Origin of the sequence: Caballeronia sp. LZ032 (genome assembly GCF_031451315.1) — a bacterium.
Classification (GTDB): Bacteria; Pseudomonadota; Gammaproteobacteria; order Burkholderiales; family Burkholderiaceae; genus Caballeronia.
The window spans coordinates 1,422,292-1,444,805 of sequence record NZ_JARUXP010000001.1 but is presented as its reverse complement, the minus strand read 5'-3'; the positions used below and the strand labels follow the sequence as shown (position 1 = coordinate 1,444,805).

At 65.9% G+C, this 22,514-nt stretch carries 23 protein-coding genes; 7 read left to right on the top strand and 16 right to left on the bottom strand.

Features of this window, described 5'->3' with window-relative positions; genetic code table 11:
• Window positions 1-12: 12 nt before the first annotated feature.
• Genes QCE69_RS06770 through mltG form a run of 4 tightly spaced genes read right to left on the bottom strand, consistent with a single transcriptional unit; the run spans window position 13 to window position 3,264 of the window.
• Window positions 13-540, bottom strand: coding sequence for an N-acetyltransferase family protein (locus QCE69_RS06770; RefSeq protein ID WP_309930020.1), 528 nt, complete (start codon window positions 538-540; stop codon window positions 13-15).
• Between the two features lie 30 nt (window positions 541-570).
• Window positions 571-1,614, bottom strand: a complete 1,044-nt coding sequence (locus tag QCE69_RS06765) for a DNA polymerase III subunit delta' (RefSeq protein ID WP_309916060.1) — start codon at window positions 1,612-1,614, stop codon at window positions 571-573.
• 18 nt (window positions 1,615-1,632) lie between these two features.
• Window positions 1,633-2,253, bottom strand: coding sequence for a dTMP kinase (tmk, locus tag QCE69_RS06760; RefSeq protein ID WP_309930017.1), 621 nt, complete (start codon window positions 2,251-2,253; stop codon window positions 1,633-1,635).
• A complete protein-coding gene (gene mltG, locus QCE69_RS06755; protein WP_309916056.1) occupies window positions 2,254-3,264 on the bottom strand; it encodes an endolytic transglycosylase MltG in 1,011 nt (336 codons plus the stop codon).
• A gap of 100 nt (window positions 3,265-3,364) precedes the next feature.
• On the opposite strand from mltG, the gene QCE69_RS06750 reads away from it, so the two are divergent.
• On the top strand, window positions 3,365-4,351 hold the full coding sequence (locus QCE69_RS06750) for a folate-binding protein (protein ID WP_309930015.1): 987 nt from the start codon (window positions 3,365-3,367) through the stop codon (window positions 4,349-4,351).
• Window positions 4,352-4,363: 12 nt separating this feature from the next.
• On the top strand, window positions 4,364-5,188 hold the full coding sequence (locus tag QCE69_RS06745) for an NRDE family protein (protein WP_309930011.1): 825 nt from the start codon (window positions 4,364-4,366) through the stop codon (window positions 5,186-5,188).
• A 7-nt stretch (window positions 5,189-5,195) separates the two neighbouring features.
• Here the strand turns inward: QCE69_RS06745 and QCE69_RS06740 are convergent, their stop codons facing one another.
• The 11 genes from QCE69_RS06740 to QCE69_RS06690 form a co-directional block, all read right to left on the bottom strand.
• Window positions 5,196-5,444, bottom strand: a complete 249-nt coding sequence (locus QCE69_RS06740) for a hypothetical protein (protein WP_309930009.1) — start codon at window positions 5,442-5,444, stop codon at window positions 5,196-5,198.
• A 4-nt stretch (window positions 5,445-5,448) separates the two neighbouring features.
• Window positions 5,449-5,838: a tlde1 domain-containing protein gene (locus QCE69_RS06735; RefSeq protein ID WP_309931583.1), complete on the bottom strand. Its 390-nt coding sequence runs from the start codon at window positions 5,836-5,838 to the stop codon at window positions 5,449-5,451.
• A 232-nt stretch (window positions 5,839-6,070) separates the two neighbouring features.
• Window positions 6,071-7,027, bottom strand: coding sequence for an alpha/beta hydrolase (locus QCE69_RS06730; RefSeq protein ID WP_309930007.1), 957 nt, complete (start codon window positions 7,025-7,027; stop codon window positions 6,071-6,073).
• A gap of 27 nt (window positions 7,028-7,054) precedes the next feature.
• On the bottom strand, window positions 7,055-7,915 hold the full coding sequence (locus QCE69_RS06725; RefSeq protein WP_309916044.1) for an SDR family oxidoreductase: 861 nt from the start codon (window positions 7,913-7,915) through the stop codon (window positions 7,055-7,057).
• Window positions 7,916-7,934: 19 nt separating this feature from the next.
• Window positions 7,935-8,939, bottom strand: a complete 1,005-nt coding sequence (locus tag QCE69_RS06720; RefSeq protein ID WP_309930005.1) for an NADP-dependent oxidoreductase — start codon at window positions 8,937-8,939, stop codon at window positions 7,935-7,937.
• A 37-nt stretch (window positions 8,940-8,976) separates the two neighbouring features.
• Window positions 8,977-9,465 carry a PaaI family thioesterase gene (locus QCE69_RS06715; RefSeq protein ID WP_309916039.1) on the bottom strand — a complete coding sequence of 163 codons (489 nt, stop codon included), beginning with the start codon at window positions 9,463-9,465 and terminating at the stop codon, window positions 8,977-8,979.
• Window positions 9,462-9,764: a Dabb family protein gene (locus QCE69_RS06710; protein ID WP_309930002.1), complete on the bottom strand. Its 303-nt coding sequence runs from the start codon at window positions 9,762-9,764 to the stop codon at window positions 9,462-9,464. Before QCE69_RS06710 ends, QCE69_RS06715 begins: the two co-directional genes overlap by 4 nt.
• 87 nt (window positions 9,765-9,851) lie before the next feature.
• Window positions 9,852-11,030 carry an acetyl-CoA C-acyltransferase gene (locus QCE69_RS06705; RefSeq protein WP_309930000.1) on the bottom strand — a complete coding sequence of 393 codons (1,179 nt, stop codon included), beginning with the start codon at window positions 11,028-11,030 and terminating at the stop codon, window positions 9,852-9,854.
• A complete protein-coding gene (gene pncA / locus QCE69_RS06700; protein ID WP_309931581.1) occupies window positions 11,027-11,665 on the bottom strand; it encodes a bifunctional nicotinamidase/pyrazinamidase in 639 nt (212 codons plus the stop codon). The genes QCE69_RS06705 and pncA overlap by 4 nt, the downstream gene beginning before the upstream one ends.
• A gap of 15 nt (window positions 11,666-11,680) precedes the next feature.
• Window positions 11,681-13,765, bottom strand: coding sequence for a 3-hydroxyacyl-CoA dehydrogenase NAD-binding domain-containing protein (locus QCE69_RS06695; protein ID WP_309929998.1), 2,085 nt, complete (start codon window positions 13,763-13,765; stop codon window positions 11,681-11,683).
• A gap of 164 nt (window positions 13,766-13,929) precedes the next feature.
• Window positions 13,930-15,588 (bottom strand): 3-(methylthio)propionyl-CoA ligase, encoded by a 1,659-nt coding sequence (locus QCE69_RS06690; RefSeq protein WP_309929996.1) that lies wholly within the window; start codon window positions 15,586-15,588, stop codon window positions 13,930-13,932.
• Between the two features lie 170 nt (window positions 15,589-15,758).
• Between QCE69_RS06690 and QCE69_RS06685 the strand changes: the two genes are divergently transcribed.
• The 5 genes from QCE69_RS06685 to QCE69_RS06665 all read left to right on the top strand — a co-directional run bounded on the left by QCE69_RS06685 (window position 15,759) and on the right by QCE69_RS06665 (window position 19,675).
• The gene (locus tag QCE69_RS06685) at window positions 15,759-17,285 is read left to right on the top strand and encodes a protein adenylyltransferase SelO (protein ID WP_404987353.1); all 1,527 of its coding nucleotides are present in this window, start codon (window positions 15,759-15,761) and stop codon (window positions 17,283-17,285) included.
• A gap of 49 nt (window positions 17,286-17,334) precedes the next feature.
• Window positions 17,335-17,751, top strand: coding sequence for a peptide-methionine (R)-S-oxide reductase MsrB (gene msrB, locus QCE69_RS06680; protein WP_309916024.1), 417 nt, complete (start codon window positions 17,335-17,337; stop codon window positions 17,749-17,751).
• 159 nt (window positions 17,752-17,910) lie between these two features.
• Entirely contained in the window at window positions 17,911-18,447 is a 537-nt protein-coding gene (locus QCE69_RS06675; protein ID WP_309916021.1) for a septation protein A, read from the top strand.
• Complete coding sequence (locus QCE69_RS06670) at window positions 18,444-18,758, top strand: BolA family protein (protein ID WP_309916019.1); 315 nt, start codon at window positions 18,444-18,446, stop codon at window positions 18,756-18,758. Before QCE69_RS06675 ends, QCE69_RS06670 begins: the two co-directional genes overlap by 4 nt.
• Window positions 18,759-18,892: 134 nt before the next feature.
• Window positions 18,893-19,675: a peptidylprolyl isomerase gene (locus QCE69_RS06665; RefSeq protein ID WP_309916016.1), complete on the top strand. Its 783-nt coding sequence runs from the start codon at window positions 18,893-18,895 to the stop codon at window positions 19,673-19,675.
• 184 nt (window positions 19,676-19,859) lie between these two features.
• On the opposite strand, the gene QCE69_RS06660 is transcribed toward QCE69_RS06665, so the two are convergent.
• Window positions 19,860-22,379 (bottom strand): family 20 glycosylhydrolase, encoded by a 2,520-nt coding sequence (locus QCE69_RS06660; RefSeq protein ID WP_309929993.1) that lies wholly within the window; start codon window positions 22,377-22,379, stop codon window positions 19,860-19,862.
• Window positions 22,380-22,514: the final 135 nt, after the last annotated feature.

The window sequence follows — 22,514 nt, the reverse complement described above, 5'->3', positions numbered from 1 at the left end:
GCTCCCTGATCCTTAATGCGTGTGCTGTGGCGCGGCGCGCTGCGTGTCGAGACGCAGGCCGAGGATCACGAGATCGCGCTCGACGCCGTCCAGCACCGCGACGCGCGGCAGCGCGCCCCAGGTTTCGAAGCCGAAGCCGGCGAACAGCTTGACGCTGGCTTCGTTGTGCCCGAAGACGAAACCGAGCACGGTATCGACCTTCAGCGACGGCGCGCGCTCGAGCGCCTCGCGCAGCAGCGCACGGCCGAGCCCCTTGCCGCGGGCGCGCTCGTGCAGATAAATGCTGACTTCGACGGTGCGCGCATACGCCGGGCGGCCGTAGAAGTCGGAGAAGCTGAGCCACGCGATGACCTCGCCGCCTTCCTCGACGACCCACAGCGGGCGCGATTGCGGCGAATGCGCGTGAAACCACGCGTGACGGCTTTCGAGCGTGACCGGCTCGAGATCGGCGGTGACCTGGCGCGAGGCGATCGTCGAATTGTAGATGGCCACGATGGCAGGCAGATCGTCGAAGGTGGCGTCGCGGTATTGGAGAGTCATGGTTGGATTGAAAAGGCTCCGGGCACCCTGTCAGGCGACGTAGATGCCGCGATAGCCGAGGAACAGTTCCTCGAACACGAGGCGCGCGTTGAGCGGATGATTCTCCACGGCGCGCTGCCGCGTGACGGTTTTCATGTAGCGGGCGAGCGCGGCGCCATCCGCGCCCTGTGCACAGCGCGCGAGCGCCTTGGCCGCGCCTGGAAAGTAACGCGGCCGGCCCGCCGTGCGCTGCGCGAGCAGATCGTAAAGCCAGCGCTGCAGCCAGCCGAGCACGAGCGGCACCGGCAGCTTCTGCAGGTTCTCGCCGCAGGCGAAGGCGTCGCAGTTCGGTCCGGCGGCGAGCTGGGCGAGCGTGAAGTCGCGTAACGCGCGGTTCTCGTCGCTCGCCAGCGCCAGCGCCGCCAGCGGCGCGCCGCCCGCCTGCGCGAGCAGGCCCGCTGCATCGTCGATACCCTGCGCCGCGAGCCATGCGTTCGCCTGCGCTGGCTCGGGCACGCTCATCGGCCATTGACGGCAGCGGCTCACGATGGTCGGCAGCAGCCGGTCCATGCGCGCCGAAACCAGCAGAAACACGACGCCCGACGGCGGTTCTTCGAGCGTCTTCAACAGCGCGTTGGCGGCGGCGACATTCAATGCCTCGGCCGGATACAACACCACGACACGCACCCCGCCGCGGTGCGAGCCCAGGGCACAGAAGTCCAGCAGCGCGCGCACCTGCTCGATCTTGATTTCCTTGCTGGGCGCGCGCGATTTCTTGCCTTCGTCGCCATCGGCTTTGTCAGCGGGGGCGTCGGCGGCGTCGCCGGAGGTGGCGACGGCAAGGCCCGCGAGCGCTTCCGGCAGCACGGCGCGATAGTCGGGATGGTTGCCCTGCGAAAACCACAGGCACGCCGGGCAATGACCGCAGGGTTCGCCGTTCGCCGCGGGCGCCTCGCACAGCAGACCTTGCGCCAGATGTTGTGCGAACTGCAATTTGCCGATGCCCGCCTCGCCATGCAGCAGCAATGCGTGCGGCCAGTGCGCGCGCAGTTGCTGGAGGCGTTGCCAGTCGTCGGTCTGCCAAGGGTAGATCATTGCTGTTACCGTATTGAATCAGAGACTTGCGATCGTTTCTTCAAGTTTTTTGCGAATGTCGTCGATGGTCCGGGTGGCATCGACGACGGCAAAGCGCTGCGGCGACTCCGCGGCCCGGCGCAGATATTCGCCCCGCGTGCGCGCAAAAAACGTCTCCGACTCGCGCTCGAACTTGTCCGGCGCGCGCGCCGCCGAGCGGCGTTCGTTCGCGGTTTCGGTCGGCACGTCGAACAGCACGGTCAGATCCGGCTGGAAACCGCCCTGCACCCATCGTTCCAGCGCTTCGAGCTTGTCGCGCGGCAGGCCGCGGCCGCCGCCCTGGTACGCAAAAGTGGCATCCGTGAAACGGTCCGACAGCACCCAATCGCCGCGCGACAGCGCCGGTTCGATCACCTGCGCCAGATGTTCCCGGCGCGCTGCGAACATCAGCAGCGCCTCGGTTTCGAGGTCCATCGGCTGGTCCAGCAGGATGCCGCGCAGTGTTTCGCCGAGCGGCGTGCCGCCTGGCTCGCGCGTCATCACGACCGCATGGCCGGACGGCGCGAGCTTCGCCGCGAGTTGCTGGCGGAACCAGTCGAGATGCGTGGTCTTGCCCGCGCCGTCGATGCCTTCGAACGTAATGAACTTGCCGCGCGCCATTCATTGACCCCGGATGTATTTGTCGACGGCCTTGTTGTGGTCGCCGAGCGTGTCGGAAAAGATGCTGCTGCCGTCGCCGCGCGAGACGAAATACAGCGCGGTGCTGGCGGCCGGGTTGAGCGTGGCGGTCAACGCGGCCACGCCGGGCAGCGCGATCGGCGTCGGCGGCAGGCCCATGCGCGTGTAGGTATTGTACGGAGTGTCCGTCTGCAGGTCCTTCTTCCTGAGCTTGCCGCCATAAGCCGGGCCCAGGCCGTAGATCACGGTGGGATCGGTCTGCAGCGGCATGCCGATGCGCAGCCGGTTCGCGAACACCGCCGCAACCAGCGGCCGGTCCTGCGCGCGCCCGGTTTCCTTCTCCACGATCGACGCCATGATCAGCGCGTCATAAGGCGTCTTGTAAGGCAGATTCGGCGCGCGCGCGTTCCACGCCTCGGTGAGACGCACTTGCATGAGCCGGTAGGCGCGCTGGTAGACGGCGAGATCGCTGGTGTTCTTGTCGAAGAGATAGGTGTCGGGGAAGAACAGCCCTTCAGCCGACGCCCGGTCCACCTCGGCGGCGCCGATCGCCCGCAGCAGGTCCGTGTCGCTCATGCCGGCCGTGTCGTGCTTGAGCGCGGGATTGCCGTCCAGTTCGGCGCGCATCTTCTGCAGCGTCCAGCCTTCGATGACTGTTGCGACGTACTCGTTGACGTCGCCGCGCGCGATCTTCTGCAGCACCTCATAGGGCGTGATGCCGCTCTTGAATGCGTAGTTGCCGGACTTGAGCTGCGCGGACAGACCGAGCACGCGGGTCATCAGCACGAACAGTTCCGGCTCGACCGGCACGCCGCCGCGGTTCAGCTGATTGCTCACGCTGCGCAGGCTGCTATGCGGTTTGATGGTGACGTCAAGCTCGGGTGTCGCGAGCGCCATGGGACGCTGCGCCCACCAGACGACGCCGCCCGCGACGGCCGCCGCGACCAGCGCGGCGAACACGATGGCCACGACGCATTTCTTCAAGAGGGACATGCGGAACACGCTTGGGATAAGACCAATATAATAACTTGCCGCCTGTGCCGAAGTCGCTTTCACCGGTCCGGGCTTCTCTGAAAGGACAGCCGCGACCTCCATGAATTCCCAGACCCCGACCCTCGCCCCCGCCGATTTCGAAGCCGTCAAGACCGCCGGCGCGTTCATGCCGCTCACGCAGTTCGGCGTGATCGATGTCAGGGGCGAGGACGCCGCGACCTTCCTGCACAACCAGATCACCAACGACGTCCAGCATCTCGATGCCTCCACGGCCCGACTGGCCGGTTATTGCTCGCCGAAGGGACGGCTGCTGGCGTCGTTCCTGATGTGGCGCACGGCCGATGCGGTGCGCCTGCTGATCGCGCAGGACACGCAGGCGGCAGTGCAGAAGCGTCTGTCGATGTTCGTGCTGCGGCTGAAAGCGAAGCTCTCCGACGCGACGCCCGAGGTGGCCGCGGTCGGCTTCGCGGGCGACGTGCGCGCGGCGCTGTCCGGCATCTTCGATGCCCTGCCCGACGGCGTGCACGTGAAGGTCGAAGGTCCGAATGGCGCGCTGATCCGCGTGCCGGATGCGGCGCATCAGCCGCGTTTCCTGTGGGTCGGGCCGAAGGCGCTGGTGGACGAACAGCTCGCGGCCCTCGAAGACAAACTGGTGCGCGTGCCCGGGCAAATGTGGGACTGGCTCGACATCCATGCGGGCGAACCGCGCATCACGCACGCGACGGTCGAGCAGTTCGTGCCGCAGATGGTGAACTTCGACGTGCTCGGCGGCGTGAACTTCAAGAAAGGCTGCTATCCGGGACAGGAGATCGTCGCGCGCAGCCAGTATCGCGGCACGATCAAGCGGCGCACGGCGCTCGCGCACACCGAAGCGGCCGCGCCCGGAGCGGAGCTGTTCCATTCCGACGATCCGGGCCAGCCGTGCGGGCTGGTCGTCAACGCGGCGCCGGCGGAAGCCGGCGGCGTGGACTGCCTGGTCGAGATCAAGCTGGCCGCGCTCGACAACGGCAGCGTTCACGTGGGTTCCGCCGATGGGCCGGCGCTCGAATTTGCGCCGCTGCCCTACGCCTTTCCCGCCGATGCCTGAGGTCCCGCGCGCATGTGCCTGATCGTTTTCGACTGGCAGCCCGCGGCCGCGCCCGGCGAGCGCCGTGCGCTGCTGACGCTGTCGGCGAATCGGGATGAATTCTTGCGCCGCACCGCCGAGCCGATGCACTGGTGGACCGACGCGCGGGGCGTGCTTGCGGGACGCGATCTCACGGGCGGCGGCACATGGCTGGGTGTGTCGCGCGATGGACGCTTCGCGGCGCTGACGAACTATCGCGCGCCGAGCGAGACGCGCCCGGACGCGCCGACGCGCGGCACGCTGGTGAGCGACTTTCTAGCGGGCGAACGGCTTGCGCCGCTGACGTATCTGGAACGCGTGGCCGAGCGAGGTCAGCGTTATAACGGCTTCAACCTGCTGTGCGGCGATTTCGCGCGGCGTGAACTGGGCTGGTATGGCAATCGCGCGGATGCGCCGCCAGCCTTGCTCGAAGCGGGCGTGCATGGCTTGTCGAACAGTCTGCTGAACACGCCTTGGCCAAAGCTGGTGGCTCAGCGCGACGCCTTGCACGACCTGATTCACGCCGACGAGCGGCCGTCACTCGATGTGCTGATCGACACCTTGCGCGATCCGCGTACGGCCAACGACGCGCTGCTGCCCTCCACCGGCATTTCGATCGAGCGGGAACGCGTGTTGTCGGCGGCGTTTATCGAGACGCCCGAGTACGGGACACGCAGCACCACGGCGTTGCGCGTGGACCTGATGCCGCATGGGCTCGCGGTCGATGTCAAGGAACGCAGTGACGATGACGGCTTGCATCGGATCGTGCGGCCCGGCGCGTTCGAGCGGGCTTTTGACTTCGAAGTGGAACGCGGTTGACGCGGGCTTAGCGCGTGTGTCGTATCAGGTACAGAATGCCCCCGATGATCAGTGCGCCGATGCTGTCCACCACGGTCATTAAAGGAATGGGATTTGTCCATTTGTCCATGTTGGTGGTCCGCGAGTAATACGGCGGGCCGTCGCCGTAGTATTCAGTCAGAGCGAGCACATTCCAGGCGACGAGAAGAGCATAGAGAATGGCAACGATGACATATAAGCCCGCTCTCAACAGGGACTGGTAGCTCGTGATCTGCATTGGTTCAGTAGCGAACGGTCAAAGGAATGTAGCATTCCGGAGAATCGGCTGTAGCGGCTTTCAAGTCGCGGACGAAATCCTCCATTCGTGAACGGAGACCGATGCATCCAGCAGTTCTTGCATACACTCCGCCATGAATGAAGAATCCACCGCGACCGAAGGTTTCCGTGCCTGGGAATATGTGGATTGTGAGCCGATGATCTCCCCAGGTTGAACGTAGGCCCGCCTTGTACCATTTGATCGTCCACATCTGTGACGGTTGAATCCAATATCGACCCGGCGGAATGGGACCTTGATTGCGTGTTCGGTATCGGGCGGGAGAGAAATCAAACCTTCCCCCAATTAATGGTTTTCCGGAAATCGCAGGATAGGACCGTCCCTCCTGCGCATGCATCAAAAGCGACGAGCCATTGAACGAGAGAGAGGGTCCCTGAACGTGCACACATGGGACTGCGGGGAACACCGTGCTCTGCTGCATAGTCATCTGACATACATACGAGACAGTAGGATTGGACAGTAGTGCAGGGCAAGCTCGTCCCTGATCACTCAATTTCCCGATCCTATCATCCAGCAATCCTGAGGAATCCACCCGCCTGACATTTCAGACGATACTCAATCTTCATCCCTCACCCTTCAAATGCCTCCCGCAGCGCCCTCACCGCTTCCGCATGCGCATCGGCCACTTCAGGCACGAAGCCGCCCATCTTGAAGAACTCGTGGATCATCCCTTCATAGCGCCTGAGCGTCACCGGCACGCCCTGCTGCTCCAGCTTTTCCGCATACGCGACATCTTCATCGAACAGCGGATCGTGATCCGCCGCCGCGATCCACGCCGGCGCGACGCCCGCCATGTCGGGCACGCCGCCCGCGGCATCGAGCGGTGCGAAGCGCCAGTCATCGCGGTCGCGGTCATCGCGCAGATACTGGGCGAAGAACCACTGGATCGTTTCGCCCGAAAGCAGATAGCCCTCCGCCAGTTGCGCGTGCGACGCGCTCTGCTGCCGCGCGCTCGTGCCCGGATAGATCAGCAGTTGCAGCCGCAAGCCGATGCCCGCATCGCGCGCCAGCACTGCGCACACCGTGGCCAGCGTGCCGCCCGCGCTGTCGCCGCCGATCGCCAGTCGCGCCGCATCGATGCCGAACGTGCCCGCCTCACGCGCCAGCCATTGCAGCGCGTCGAACGCGTCGTTCACCGCGACGGGAAAGCGGTGCTCGGGCGCAAGCCGGTAATCGACCGACACCACCGCGCAGCCCGCATCGTGCGCGAGCTTGCGGCACAGCGCATCGTGCGTCGCCACGCTGCCGACGGTAAAGCCGCCGCCATGCAGATACAGCAGCCCCGCCACCGGCTGCGCCCAGTTCGGCTCGACGGGCTGATACACGCGCACGCCGATCGTCGCGCCGTCGCGCGTGGGCACCTGCACGTCCTCGACGCTGAACAGCGGCAGCGGCGCGATGTCGAGGATCGGCGCGCTCATCGCGTAGGCGGCGCGCGCCTGCTGCGGCGTCAGCGTGTGGAACGGCGGGCGGTTTGCACGCGCCACCATCTCGAGGATTTGGGCGATCTTGGGATTGAGCGGCATCGATTGAGGAGCGTTGAAAATACGCGGCTAACGCGGCCGCCTGAGCGACATCGGATCGGTCGGATTGCGCAGTTGCGCGATGTCGTCGAGCCGCAGTTGCACCGACGCCATGATGGCCGGATGCGTGATGACGTAAAAGCGGCGCGCGCGCACGGCATCGAAGGTCAGTGCGGCGATGTCGTCCGCCGTGAGCTTGCCGCCTTCCACCGCTTTCGTGAGTTGCCGCGCGGCGAGTTTCTGCGACGCGGTGTACGGAGCCGCGTTGGCGAGCGCTTCGGGCCGCGCGCGTTCGGCATCGGCGATCCCCGTCGGCACGAACGCGGGACACAGCAGCGACACGCCGATCAGGTCCGCACCCGCCAGCCGCAAATCATGCTGCAGGGTCTCGGTCAGCGCGACGACCGCGTGTTTCGACGCGTTGTAGACGCCCATCGCGGGCGCGGCGAGCAGGCCCGCCACCGACGCCGTATTGACGATGTGCGCCGGCTCGTTCTGCCGCAGCATGATGGGCACGAACGCACGCAGACCGTTCGCGACACCCATCACGTTGACGCCGAAGACCCATTGCCAGTCGTTGGCGCTGTTTTCCCACACGAAGCCGCCCGCGCCGACGCCCGCGTTGTTGAACAACAGATGCACGCCGCCGAAGGCATCGAGCGCGGCCTGCGCCAGCGCCTCGACCTGCGCCGGGTCCGAGACATCCGCCGTCACGCCGAGCGCTTCGCCGCCCTGCGCGCGGATGGCATCCACCGTGGCGGCGAGGCCGGCAGTGTCGAGATCGGCGAGCACGAGCTTCATGCCGAGCGCCGCGCCTTGCTGCGCGAACGCCCGGCCGAAGCCGCTGCCCGCGCCGGTGATGACGGCAACCTTGCCTGCGAAACTGTCCACGTGAGGTTTCCGGGTTCGATCAGATCAGCTTCACGAGCTGCTTGCCGAAGTTCTTTCCGCGCAGCATGCCGAGCAGCGCCTCGGGCGCTTGCTCGAGACCGTCCGCGATGCTCTCGCGGAACAGCAGCTTCTTCGTCGCGACGCGTTCGCCGAGATCCTTGAGCGCCTGCGGCCAGATATCCAGATGTTCGTAGACGATGAAGCCTTGCAGCAAGAGCCGCTGCGTCAGGATGAGCCGGGGCGCGTCCAGCGGCAGGGGTTTGCCGTCATAGCCGGAGATCATGCCGCACACGGCAATGCGTCCGAACGCGTTCATGCGCGCCAGCACTGCGTTGAGGATCTCGCCGCCGACGTTCTCGAAGTAGCCGTCGATGCCATCTGGCACGGCCGCCTTCAGGTCGGCGCGCAGGTTGCCCGCCTTGTAGTCGACGCAGGCATCGAAGCCGAGCGTCTCCACCACATAGCGGCATTTCTCCGCGCCGCCCGCGATGCCCACTGCGCGGCAGCCGGCCGCCTTCGCCAGTTGCCCGACGACGCTGCCCACCGCGCCGCTCGCCGCTGACACCACCACGGTCTCGCCCGCCTTCGGCTTGATGATGCCGTTCAGGCCGTACCACGCGGTGACGCCCGGCATGCCGAGCGCGCCGAGATAGGCGGAGAGCGGCACGCGCGAGGCATCGACCTGGTTCAGCATCGTGCCGTCCGAGGTGCCGTACTCCTGCCAGCCGAGCATGCCCACGACGTTGTCGCCGACCGCGAACTTCGGATTGCGCGACTCGCTGACGACGCCCACCGTGCCGCCGATCATCACTTCGTTCAGCGGCTGCGGCGGCGCGTAGGACTTGGCGTCGTCCATGCGGCCGCGCATGTACGGATCGAGCGACAGATAGTGGTTGCGGACCCGCACCTCGCCCTCGGCGAGCGGCGCGAGCGGCGTTTCGACGAGCTTGAAGTTGCTCGCCGAGGCTTCGCCATCGGGACGTGAGACGAGCAGGATCTGACGGTTCAGCGGTGCGTCTGCCATGGCGGGTTCTCCTGTCTTCAAAGGGATGATGCCGGTGTTATGCGTCGCTCGGGCCGGGCAGCGCCTTGGGATCGGTACGCATTTTCTGGCGTGCGATGTCGCGTCCGACCGCGAGCCGCTTCATGTACTTGAAGGTGCCGAGCGCCTTGGCCACGAAGTGTCCTTCGCTGTCGCGCACTTCGCCTTCGCAATAAGCCATCGTGGTCGAGCGGTGCAGCACGCGGCCGTAACCGCGCAACTCGCCGCGGCCGGGCTGCATGAAGTTCACCTTCATTTCGACGGTGACGACGCCCATGCCGTCCCCCGCGACGCTGCGCGCGGCGAGCGCGAGCGCGGCGTCGAGCAGGGTCATCGTGACGCCGCCATGGGCGATGCCCCAGGTATTCAGATGCGTGTCGCGCAGCGGCAGGCACACTTCGCTTTCGCCGTCCTGCGCGCGGACGAGATCGACGCCGAGCGAATCGATGAACGGGCTTTCGATGGACACGCCGGCGTTCGCCGGATCGGTGCTGGACATCGCGCTCATACCTCGTAGTCGACGCATTGACGGTCTTCACGGACCGCCGCGACGAAGTCCTTCACGGCCTGATGCTTCGGATGGACCTGATAGGCTTCGAGCGCGGCGCGGTCGTCGAAGTCGGACACCAGCACGACGTCATAGGTGCAGTCGAAGCCCGGCTGAGCGGTGCCGACCTCGAAGTGTCCCTGCCCTTTCACGATGCTGCGGCAGGTTTCGAGCCGGGCCTTCAGCTTCTGCGCATTCTCTGCGCGGCTGGCGCCCTCGGCGGTTTCCTTCAGCTTCCACATGACGATGTGACGCAGCACGGCGGCTCCTGATTCATGATGTCGGTCGAGACCTGAAGCGTAGCAAAAATCGCCGTGCAGTGAGGTGACGCGACGTACGCGCTTTGGTCACACGATCTCGAACAGTCCCGCCGCGCCCTGCCCGCCGCCGACGCACATGGTCACCACGACGAAGCGCGCCCCGCGCCGCTTGCCTTCGAGCAGCGCATGCCCGGTCAGGCGTGCGCCCGACACGCCATACGGATGCCCGACCGCGATCGCGCCGCCGTTCACGTTGAGACGCTCGTCGGGAATGCCCAGCCGGTCGCGGCAATAGAGCACCTGCACGGCGAAGGCTTCGTTCAGTTCCCACAAGCCGATGTCATCGACGGTGAGCCCCGCGCGTTGCAGCAGCTTCGGCACCGCGAACACCGGCCCGATGCCCATCTCGTCAGGCTCGCAGCCCGCGACCGCGAAGCCGCGAAAAATGCCGAGCGGTTGCAGTCCTTCACGCTCGGCAAGCGTCGCGCTCATGACGACGCACGCCGACGCGCCATCCGAAAACTGACTCGCGTTGCCGGCCGTGATGACGCCGCCCGGCAGCGCCGTGCGGATCTTCGCGACGCCTTCGAGCGTCGTGTCCGCGCGAATGCCTTCGTCGGCCGCGAGCGTGACTTCGCGCGTGACATGCCGGCCGCTGGCCTTGTCCGCGATGCCGGCGAGCACGGTGATCGGCACGATCTCGGCATCGAAGCGGCCCGCTGCCTGCGCGGCGGCCGCGCGCTGCTGCGAACGTGCACCGTATTCGTCCTGGCGCTCCCGCGAGATGTCATAGCGCCGCGCGACGTTCTCGGCGGTCTGGAGCATCGGCCAGTAGATCGCGGGCTTGTGCGCGTCGAGCCAGGCTTCCTTCAGCATGTGGCGGTTCATCTCGTTCTGCACGCAGGAAATCGATTCGACGCCGCCCGCGACGAACACTTCGCCCTCGCCCGTCATCACGCGCTGCGCGGCGAGCGCGATGCTCTGCAAACCCGACGAGCAGAAGCGGTTCACCGTCATGCCCGGCACCGCGGCCGGCAAGCCGGCGCGCAACGCGATCTGCCGCGCGACGTTCATGCCGGTGGCGCCTTCGGGAAACGCGCAGCCCATGACGACGTCCTCGATGCGCACCGGGTCGATGCCCGCGCGTTCGACCGCCGCCCGTACGACGTGGCCGCCGAGCGTCGCGCCATGGGTCATGTTGAGTGCGCCGCGCCACGATTTGGCGAGCGCGGTGCGCGCGGTGGCTACGATCACGGCGTCGGTCATGTCGTCTCTCTCGTTTCGATGTCGTTCGAACTCACGCGCCGCACGCCGGCGCCGAGCATGTCCTGCCACGCGCGCGCCAGCGACCCGTCCAGGTCGATCGCGCGGCATGCGTCCTCGATCACGCTCGTTTCAAAGCCGGCCGCGCGCGCATCGAGCGCCGACCACGCAACGCAATAGTCGGTCGCGAGCCCGGCCAGCCACACGCGCCGGACGCCGGTGTCGCGCAGATAGCCTGTCAGGCCGGTCGGCGTCGTGCGGTCCGCTTCGAGGAACGCCGAATAGCTGTCGACGTGCTCGTGATGCCCCTTGCGCACCACCATCCGCGCATGCGGCACGTGCAGGTCGCGATGCAGCGCCGCGCCCTCGGTATCCTGCACGCAGTGCACCGGCCACAGCACCTGCTCGCCGTAGGGCAGCGTCATGGTCTCGAAGGGCTGGCGTCCCGCGTGATTCGCCGCGAACGACACATGCGAGCGCGGATGCCAGTCCTGGGTCAGCACGACATGCGAAAAGCCGGCCGCGATACGGTTGATGACCGGCACGACCTCGTTGCCGCGCGTGACGGCCAGCGCCCCGCCCGGCATGAAATCAGGTTGCACGTCCACGACGATCAGTACGTCTTCCACGGGTTTCATCATGTTCAGGAAAGCTCAGGCGTTGAAGCGGCCGTTGGCGGCGGCGAGTCCGGCGATGCGCGCGGCGGGCTGCCACGCGTCGCCGTTGGGTTGGGCGGCGTACTTGCGCAACGCGCGATCGACGTTAAAAAGGCCGATGGTATCCGCATACAGCATCGGGCCGCCGCGCCACAGCGGGAAGCCATAGCCGGTGAGATACACCATGTCGATGTCGGAGGCCTTTGCCGCGATGCCTTCCTCGAGAATCTTCGCGCCTTCGTTCACGAGCGACAGCACCAGGCGCTCGACGATTTCCTCATCGCCGATCTCGCGCCGCGCCACACCTTGTTCGGCTGAGAACCCCACGATCATTTCGTCGACGGCCTGAGACGGAATGGCATCGCGCTTGCCCGGCGCGTAGTCATACCAGCCCGCGCCGGTCTTCTGTCCGAAGCGGCCCATCTCGCACAAACGGTCGGCCACGCGCGCATAACGCAACTCCGGCTGCTCGCGATAGCGCCGCTTGCGAATAGCCCAGCCGATATCGTTGCCGGCCAGATCGCTCATGCGGAACGGGCCCATCGCGAAGCCGAACTGTTCGATCGCGCGATCCACCTGCGCGGGCAGCGCGCCTTCCTCCAGCATGAAGAGCGCCTGGCGGATGTACTGCTCGATCATGCGGTTGCCGATGAAGCCGTCGCACACGCCCGAAACCACCGCGGTCTTTTTGATCTTCTTCGCAAGCTGCATGACGCTGGCGAGCACGTCTTTCGACGTCTCCTTGCCGCGCACCACTTCGAGCAGCTTCATCACGTTGGCGGGACTGAAGAAGTGCATGCCGATCACATCGCCGGGACGCTTCGTGAACGACGCGATGCGGTTCAGATCGAGCGTCGACGTGTTCGACGCGAGAATCGCGCCCGGCTTCGCCACTTCGTCCAGTTGGCGGAATACCTGCTGTTTCACGTCCAGTTCTTCGAACACCGCTTCGATGATCAGATCGGCCTGGGCGAGATCGGTGAACGAGAGCGTCGGACGAATCAGCGCGATGCGGTCCTCCACCTGTTGCTGCGTGAGCTTGCCCTTCTTGACCTGCGCCTCGTAATTGCGGCGAATCGTCGCGAGACCGCGATCCAGCGCGTCCTGCTTCGTTTCCAGCAGCGTGACGGGCAGCTTCGCGTTGAGGAAGTTCATCGCGATGCCACCGCCCATCGTGCCCGCGCCCACGATGCCGATCTGTTCGATCTTCCTGACCGGCGTGTTCGACGGCACGTCGGCGATCTTGCCGGCCGCGCGTTCGCCGAAGAACGCATGCCGCAGCGCGCGGCTCTCGGGCGTCTGCACCAGCGCAAGGAAGCATTCGCGCTCGAACGCAAGACCGCGTTCGAAGCCTTCCTTGACGCCCTTTTCGATTGCATCGATGCACTTGTGCGGCGCCGGGAAATGGCGTGCCACCGCCGCCACGCTGTTGCGCGCGAACTGGATGAAGCCCTCGGCGTTCGCATGCTCGATGCGGCGCTCGCGCACCTTTGGATATGGCCCGCCACGGTCCGCGGCTCCGCGCGCGAAGCTCAGCGCGGCGTCGAGCAGATCGCCTTGTATCAAGGCGTCGAAGAGCCCGCTTTGCGCGAGCTGTTCGGACGGCACCGGCGTGCCGGACACGATCATGTTGAGCGCCGTCTCCAGGCCGACCGCGCGTGGCAGCCGCTGCGTGCCGCCCGCACCCGGCAGCAGGCCGAGCTTCACTTCCGGCAGCGCGATCTGCGCGTCCGGCGCGGCGACGCGGTAATGCGCGCCGAGCGCGAGTTCCAGGCCGCCGCCCATCGCCACGGCATGAATCGCCGCGACGACCGGCTTGGCGCTGCCCTCGACGGCCTTGATGACGGTCAGGAGCGTCGGTTCCTGCGTGGCCTTCGGGGTATTGAATTCGGTGATGTCGGCGCCGCCCGAGAAGGCCTTGCCCGCGCCGATCAGCACGATGGCGCGCACGGTGGCGTCGCTGTTCGCGCGCCCGATGCCCTCGACGATGCCGAGCCGCGTCGCGTGCCCGAGCCCGTTCACCGGCGGATTGTCGAGCATGATGACGGCGACGCCGTCGCGGATCGAATAATCCACTGCCATGAAGCTGTCTCCCGATGGATCGCGATAAAGGAATGAGCGTGCCGCGCCAGGCGGAAAAGCACGATCGTCACACAGTGCGATCTTAACGCTCAAGCACGCCGAAGACGACAAAGCCCCGGACGCCTGCCTGCATCCGGGGCTTCAAAGACAAGGAAGACCACGTGTCAAATCGGATTTTCGGCCGCAGTGGGCAGCACGTGATCGCGATACTGATCGCGCAGCCGGACCTTCTGCAGCTTGCCGGTCGCGGTATGCGGCAGCTCTTCGGCGAAGATCACGTCGTCGGGGATCCACCACTTCGCCACCTTGCCGTCGAAATGGGCGAGCAGTTCCTCGCGCGTGACGGTCGCGCCCGGCTTCAGCACGGCCACGATCAGCGGCCGCTCGGTCCACTTCGGATGCGCGCACGCAATGCACGCCGCCTCGGCCACCTGCGGATGCGATACCGCGATGTTCTCCAGGTCGATCGAGCTGATCCACTCGCCGCCCGACTTGATCACGTCCTTGCTGCGGTCCGTGATCTGCATGAAGCCGTCCGGGTCGATGGTCGCGACATCGCCGGTCGGGAACCAGCCGTCGACGAGCGGAGAGTCGTCACGCCGGAAATAGCGGTCGATGACCCACGGCCCGCGCACGTACAGGTCGCCGAAGGACTTGCCGTCCCACGGCAGTTCGCGGCCGTCGTCGCCCACCACCTTCATGTCCACGCCGAACAGCGCGCGGCCCTGTTTTTCCAGCAAATGGCGCTGCTCCTCGGGCGGCCGCTGCTTCTGGCGGTAGCTCAGACGCGACAGCGTGCCGAGCGGCGACATCTCCGTCATGCCCCACGCATGGATCACCTGCACGCCGTACTCTTCCTCGAAGATGCGCAGCATCGCCGGCGGGCACGCGGAGCCGCCGATCACCGTACGCGTAAGCGTCGAGAAACGCAGGCCGTGCTGCTTCAGATAGGCGAGCAGGCCCATCCAGACAGTGGGCACGCCGGCTGAATAGGTGACGCCTTCCGCTTCCATCAATTCATACAGCGACTGGCCGTCGAGATCCTTGCCCGGCAGCACGAGCTTCGCGCCGACCAGCGGCGCCGCGTGCGGGATGCCCCAGGCGTTCACATGGAACATCGGCACGACGGGAAGAATGGAGTCGCTCGCGGATGCGCCCATCGCGTCGGGCAGCGCCGCGCCGTACGCGTGCAGCACGGTCGAGCGATGTGAATACAGCGCGCCCTTCGGATTGCCGGTCGTGCCCGACGTGTAGCACAGGAACGAAGCCTGGCGTTCGTCAAGCATCGGCCAGTCGTAGTCGCCGTCATGCGCGCCGATGAGCGTCTCGTAGCTCATCACGGGCACGCTCAGGTCCGACAGATGCGTCTCGATGCACGATGCATCGCCGAGCGCAATCCAGCCTTTCACCTTCGGACACTGCGGCGCGATGATCTCGACCAGCGGCGCGAAGGTCATGTCGAAGCAGACATAGGCGTCGTCGGCGTGATCGATGATGAAGGCGACCTGATCCGGGAACAGGCGCGGATTGATCGTGTGGCACACGGCGCCCATGCCCGACACGCCGTAGTAGCACTCCAGGTGCCGGTAGCCGTTCCATGCGAGCGTGCCGACGCGTTCGCCCTGCGCGACGCCCAACGCGGTCAGCGCCTGCGCGAGTTGCTTCGCGCGCCGTTCGCAGTCGCGCCAGGTGGTGCGGTGGATATCGCCCTCGATACGGCGCGAAACGATCTCGGTATCGCCGAAGTGGCGCGAGGCATGGGACAGCAGGGACGACGCGAGCAACGGTACTTCCATCATCTGGCCGTGGAGCGGCGACATCATGGGCGAAGTCCTCGGAGGGTCGATGGCCTTGGTCGATGGTCTGGTCACGCCCGGGCCGGCCCCTGCAGGCCGGCGGGCGCGGAATTACAATATCGTTTAACTCAGAGGCGCTCAATATGTCGTTTTCCCCAAGCGTTTCGCGAGACGAGACACCCGCGGACGCGCAATCGATGCAGCAGGTCGCCGATGCCGTCGAAGCCGGCAAGCCCGGCTCCTTCGCGGCGCTCGGCACCGCGTTCCTCACCCGTCTGCCTGCCGCGCCCGTGCCGGAGCCGTATCTTGTCGGACTGTCGCGCGAGATGGCGCAGACGCTCGGCTTCGATCCCGACATCGCCACCGGCCCGGAGAAAGACGCCTTCGCCGCGTACTTCGCGGGCAATCCCACGCGTGACTGGCCGGCCGATGCCCTGCCCTACGCCGCCGTGTACTCGGGGCATCAGTTCGGCGTGTGGGCGGGCCAGTTGGGCGACGGACGCGCGCTCACGCTCGGCGAAGTGGAGCACGGCGGCGCGCGCCTCGAAGTGCAGCTGAAGGGCGCCGGACGCACGCCGTATTCACGCATGGGCGATGGCCGCGCGGTGCTGCGCTCGTCGATCCGCGAATTCCTGTGTTCGGAAGCGATGCATCACCTCGGCATTCCGACCACGCGCGCCTTCGCGGTGGTCGGCTCCGACCTGCCGGTGCGCCGCGAGGAGATGGAAACCGCGGCGATCGTTACGCGCGTCGCGCCGAGCTTCGTGCGCTTCGGGCACTTCGAGCATTTCTATTCGAACGACCGCCCCGACGATCTCCGCAAGCTCGCCGATCACGTGATCGACCGCTTCCATCCGCACTGCCGCGCGCAGCCGGACCCATATCTCGCGCTGCTGGCCGAGGCGGTGCGCACGACCGCCGACCTGATGGCGCAATGGCAAGGCGTCGGCTTCTGCCATGGCGTGATGAACACCGACAACATGTCGATCCTCGGTCTCACCATCGACTACGGTCCGTTCGGCTTCATGGACGGCTTCAACGCGCATCACATCTGCAATCATTCGGACACGCAGGGCCGCTATTCGTATGGCCGTCAGCCGCAGGTCGGCTACTGGAACCTGTTCTGTCTCGCGCAGGCGCTCGTGCCGCTGTTCGGCGACACCCTGCCCGAGGAAGGCCGCGCGGAACGTGTCGTCGAGGAAGCGCAGAAAGTGCTGGAAGGCTTCAAGGCGCGCTTCGCTCCGGCGCTCGTCGCGACGATGCGCGCGAAACTGGGCCTGGCTGTCGAACGCGAAGGCGACGACGCGCTCGCCAACGGCCTGTTCGAAATCATGCATGCGAACCGGGCGGACTTCACGCTCACGTTCCGCAATTTGTCGAAGCTGCGCAAGGCCGATGCAAGCGGCGACTCAGCCGTGCGCGACCTGTTCCTCGACCGGGCCGCGTTCGACGCGTGGGCCGTGAAGTATCGCGAACGTCTCGCGCACGAAACCCGCGACGACGCCGCGCGCGCCGACGCGATGAATCGCGTGAATCCGAAATACGTGCTGCGCAATCATCTGGCGGAACAGGCGATCCGCCAGGCAGCTGAGAAGGATTTCTCCGAAGTTGCGCGCCTGCTGGACGTGCTGCGCCGCCCCTACGACGAGCAGCCCGAGAACGAGGCCTATGCCGGCCTGCCGCCCGACTGGGCAAGCGATCTCGAAGTGAGTTGTTCTTCGTAGGATCGTCCTCATATACAGGGCCTTCCCGGCCAGACCAAAGGAACCACAGATGAGCCACGACGACACCCCCGCGAGCTATCCGCTGCAAAAGGACGATGCGACCTATCGCAACGAACTGGACGACATGCAGTACCAGGTGACGCGCCATGCCGCGACCGAGCGGCCGTTCACCGGCAAATACTGGGATCACACGGAACGCGGCGTCTATGATTGCGTGTGCTGCGGCACGCCGCTGTTCGAGTCCGACACGAAATTCGACGCCGGTTGCGGCTGGCCGAGCTATTTCAAGCCGATCAACGGCGAAGTGGTGCAGGAAAAGACCGACCGCTCGCACGGCATGCTGCGTATCGAGGTGGTCTGCAAGAACTGCGGCGCGCATCTCGGCCATGTGTTCGAAGACGGCCCGGCGCCGACCGGCCTGCGCTATTGCATCAACTCGGCTGCGCTACAATTCGAACCCAAGTAAGCGAAACCATGTAATTGGGCGCATGCACGGGACACCGGGTTGCGCTCCTGTTTCAGCTGTCTGATGCCCGCTTGACGCCCGTTCGACGCCCGCTGCAATCCGAGCGGGCGTTCGTTCATGCGCTGCACCTCATCCGCCGCCTTTCATGTCCGGACGCCAATGAAATTTCTGTTCGATCTGTTTCCGATCATTCTCTTTTTCGTCGCATTCAAGGTCTGGGGTATCTACACCGCGACGGCCGTGGCGATCGGGGCGACCTTGCTGCAGATCGCCTGGGTCGCGTTCCGCCACCGCAAGGTCGATCCGATGCTGTGGGTCAGTCTCGGCGTGGTGGTCGTGTTCGGCGGCGCGACGCTCGTGCTGCACAACGACACCTTCATCAAATGGAAGCCCACCGCGCTGTACTGGCTGTTCGCCGTCGCGCTGATCGTCGCGCAACTGGGTTTCAGAAAGAATCTGATCGAAGCGATGATGGGCAAGCAGATCGTGCTGCCGCATCGCGTCTGGGGACAATTGAATGTCGCGTGGGCGGTGTTCTTCGGCTTGCTCGGCATCGTGAACCTGTTCGTCGCGTATCACTTCACGACGGACCAGTGGGTCAACTTCAAGCTGTTCGGCGCCACCGGCTGCCTGGTCGTGTTCATCGTCGCGCAGAGTTTCTGGCTCGCGAAGTACATGAAGGAGGATGGTCAATGAGCGATGCCTTCGATTTCATGAACGCCACGGCCGCCGAAAAGATCGCCCATCTCGAGGCGCGCCTGAACGCGGCGCTGACGCCCCAGTCCGTGCATATCGACGACGACAGCGCGGCTCATGCAGGCCACGCCGGCGCGGCTTCGGGCAGCCACTACACCGTGACGATCGTCGCGGAATGCTTCGCCGGCCGGGCCCGCGTGGGGCGGCATCGGCTGGTGTATGATGCGCTGGCCGACGAAATGCGGCGTGGCGTGCATGCGCTGGCCATCCGGGCTTATACGCCGCAGGAGTTCGCGGAACAATTCGAATAGGTGCGCGAACAGGTGCACCCGGCCACGAATCGTTACGAATTCATGTGACCCGAGACGCGCTCCTTGCTTGCCGCTTTCCCTGCTTTATGAATCTCGCCTGTGAAGGCGTCTGTTTGCTCAGTTAGGACTCTCCGATGACTCTGAAAAAACCCCGCGTCTGGGTGTTGCTGGCTGCGTTCGCGGCGGCTCCCGCGTTCGCGCAGAACGTCGCCGTCGTGAACGGCACGCCGATTCCCACGTCGCGCGCCGATGCGCTCGTGAAGCAACTGGTCGCGCAAGGTCAGCAGGATTCGCCGCAGCTTCAACAAGCCGTGCGCGAAGAACTCATCAATCGCGAAATTCTGATGCAGGAAGCCGCGCGCGAAGGCATCGCGTCGCGTCCCGACGTCAAGGCGCAACTGGCGGTCGCGCAGCAGACCGTGGTGCTGCGCGCGATGATCGAAGATTTCGTCAAGAAGAACACGCCCACCGACGCCGAGATCAAGGCCCGCTATGACCAGCTGGTCAAGCAGAACGGCGGCGGCACGGAACTGCATCTGCATCACATCCTCGTCGACAACGAAGCCCAGGCGAAAGACCTGATCGCCAAGATCAAGGGCGGCGCGAGCTTCGAGGACCTCGCCAAGCAATATTCGAAGGACCCGGGATCGGGCAAGAACGGCGGCGATCTCGACTGGTCGGCGCCGTCGGCGTATGTGCCGGAATTCGGCGCCGCCGCCGAAAAGCTCAAGAAGGGCGAGGTCACGCCGGAGCCGGTCAAGACGCAGTTCGGCTGGCACATCATCCGCCTTGACGATTCCCGCGACGTCGCCCCGCCGCCGCTCGAGCAGGTCAAGCCCCAGATCGCCCAGCAGATCCAGCAGGAGAAGCTGCAGGCGTTCGAAGAAGGTCTGCGCAAGAAGGCCGTGGTGAAGTAAGCGGTACGCGGTACGGCTGGATCGTTCTTGAAGCAAAGCCGCCCTTGGGCGGCTTTGTCGTTTTCGGACGGCGGGTTCGTGTTGTCCCTGAACGTCATGACGATCGCGGGCGGCGCGGCTCAGGCGTCATGCGGTCAATCCGTTTGGCCTCCAAGCCGCTGGGCTCCCGCAAATACGCGCTGACTCACCCGCCGCTCGCAAGCCCGAGGCCTGGCCGAACCGTTGCTCCCGCCCGCACCAGCTTCGGCAGTTCGCGGTTCTCCACCACGCTCATGAAACCGGCCCAGTCATTCGCGAGCGCGGCCTTGTCGACCTTGTTCGTATCGCCCAGGCGATAGCGCTCGCCCGCCGCGAACGGCCGCTCCCACGCCGCCCTATGCCACGCCCGCTCCGCCAGCGCCAGCAGACGCGGATACACCATGTACTCGAACTGCGTGTCCGTGCGCATCACTTCGGCCCAGGCCTGACCCTGCATGCCCTCGATGCGCGGCGCCGAACCCGCGCTCGTCACCTCGAACGGACGGCCGTCGCGGTCGGGCATGATTTCCGCGTTCTGCGGCAGGTTGTCCGGTGCCAGCGAGAAGGTCTTGAAGCTGTCGGTGGCGTGCGAAGCCCAGTAATAACCGCGCTCCTTCGGATCGAACGAATAGGGAAAGTCGAAGTACAGATAGTCGGGCAGCGCGAGCACGGTCTGGTAGCCCTGTGTATCGAGCGTGCGTGCGGTGTCGGCGGCGCCCCAGAAGAGCGTGTCCCACAGCGTCACCATCACGTTCGAGGTCGCGAAATCCTGCGGCCCGTTCGCATGCCGGATGCCGTCCTGCCAGGCCGCCATCGTGCCAATGCCGTTCGTCCGCACGATCTGGCTGACTTGCTGCGCGAACATCGAAGGCAGTTCGTCGACGGAGGCCGCCTGCCCTGACCTGATCAGCGCCGCGCATTGCGGCGAGCGCCCCCACGGCTTGTCCTGCGCGGCGAGATTCACGCGCCCCTTGCCGGGGTCCGTGCCGTCGAGCGGCTGGAAGCCCGCGCCGAGCAGGATGTTCTTCGCTTCGTCGCCGCCGAAATGCCAGATGGCGAGCGGCGCGCCTGCCTCGCGATGCATCGACGCGATCTCGCCGATCACCTTCGACGCAAACCGACGCGCACCGTCCCCGCACGGATTGAGAAAGCTGCGACGGTCGTAGAACTGGACCGTGGTTGCGTTCGTGGTGTCGGCGGGATCGAGCAGGCGGTAGGCGGTGGCCGCCGCTTCGTCGCCTTGTGCGTGCAGGCGCCGGTAACGCGCTTCCATCGACACCACGGCCGCCCGCGCGTGACCCGGCATGTCGATTTCCGGAATGATCTCGACGAAGCGCTCCGCCGCGTAGCGCACCAGCGCCACGTACTCGGCGCGGCTCAGGTAGCCGCCGCCCGAACGGTTGTCCGGCCCCGACGCAAGCTGCGGCACGAGACAGCGGGTTTCGCTGAGGTCATGGCAACGCTTCGCGCCGACCTCGGTGAGTTCGGGCAAGCCTGGAATCTCGATACGCCAGCCCTCGTCGTCCGACAGATGCAGATGCAGCCGGTTGAGCTTGTACGCGCTCATCTGGTCGATCAGGCGGCGCAGCGTGGCCGGCTGGCGAAAGTTGCGCGCGACATCCACCATCATGCCGCGATGCGCATAGCGAGGCGCATCCTCGATGGTCATGGCCGGCACACTGCCGCCGCCCGCGGGCGTCAGCGACAACAGCGTCTGCGTGCCGTAGTAGAGCCCGGCGGCGTCGAAGGCGTCGATGCTGACGCCGCCCGGCGCAATGCTCAGCCGGTAGCCGCCGTGCTTCGCGATATCGGCGGGCAGCGTGCCGGCGGCGATGGCGCCGTTCACGCGCACGGCGGGACCGTTGAGTCCGAGCGTGGCGGCCCGCGTGGCCAGAGCCGCGGTCTGTGCTGCCGTCAGCCCCGGCAGGTTCAGTTCCACCGCGCCGATCTGCGCGACGCCCTGACCGGCCGTCTCGCGCAGCACCGAAGGCAACGCGCGCGCCGCGACCTGCCGGGCATCGGGCAAGGCGGCTTCCGCCCGCGCGCGCAATACTTGAGTGGGCGTCGTGACGAAGGCGGACACGTCGTCCGCAACGGCCGGAAGACGATCGACGTAACGGGTTTCGTCGTCGGTGTCGTTGTTGCGGAGAACGGCCGATCCGGTATCGCCGTCCGCCACGACATACGCGCGCGGCAGCAGGTCGCTGGTGCGCCGGTACCAGTACTCGCCGACGAACGGCACCTCGAGCCGCTCGCCGCTGCCCAGCGTGAACGCGCCTGCCGCGGGCGTCAGCGCATACAGGTCGCCGGTGATGTGCTTCCACGCGATGGCGGGATGCTCGATCATGAGCAACCGCCTGATGCTGTGTACGTACAGCGTCCAGCCGCCAGCTGCCAGCTTGCGCGCCCCGCCGTTCTCCAGGATCAGTCTGCCGCGCGCGCAACTGGCCCAGTCCGCGCCAAGGTCCGCGCAGTTGGTGCCGGTCGCCGCTGCGTCATTGACGTCGATCGCCACGCGCACGGTCAGTGCATCGCCGATGGCGGCAGCCCGCGCCGCAGGCGACAGGCGACTGGCATCCGCATCCGAACTCGAACCGCCGCACGAGGCTACGATGCAAGCCGTAACGACGATGGCCGCCGCTCTTGAAATAGGTATGCCTAAGTAATGTGAAACCCACCGCCGCATTTTGCCTCCGTGATCCACACGCGTCGTCGGGACACGTCGAAGCACTATACCTGCAACTTGCGGCCCTATTTTTTTGGGATAGCGGCCGACAGGCAAGCACAAAACAAAACAAAACACCCCGAAGCGTGAACTTCG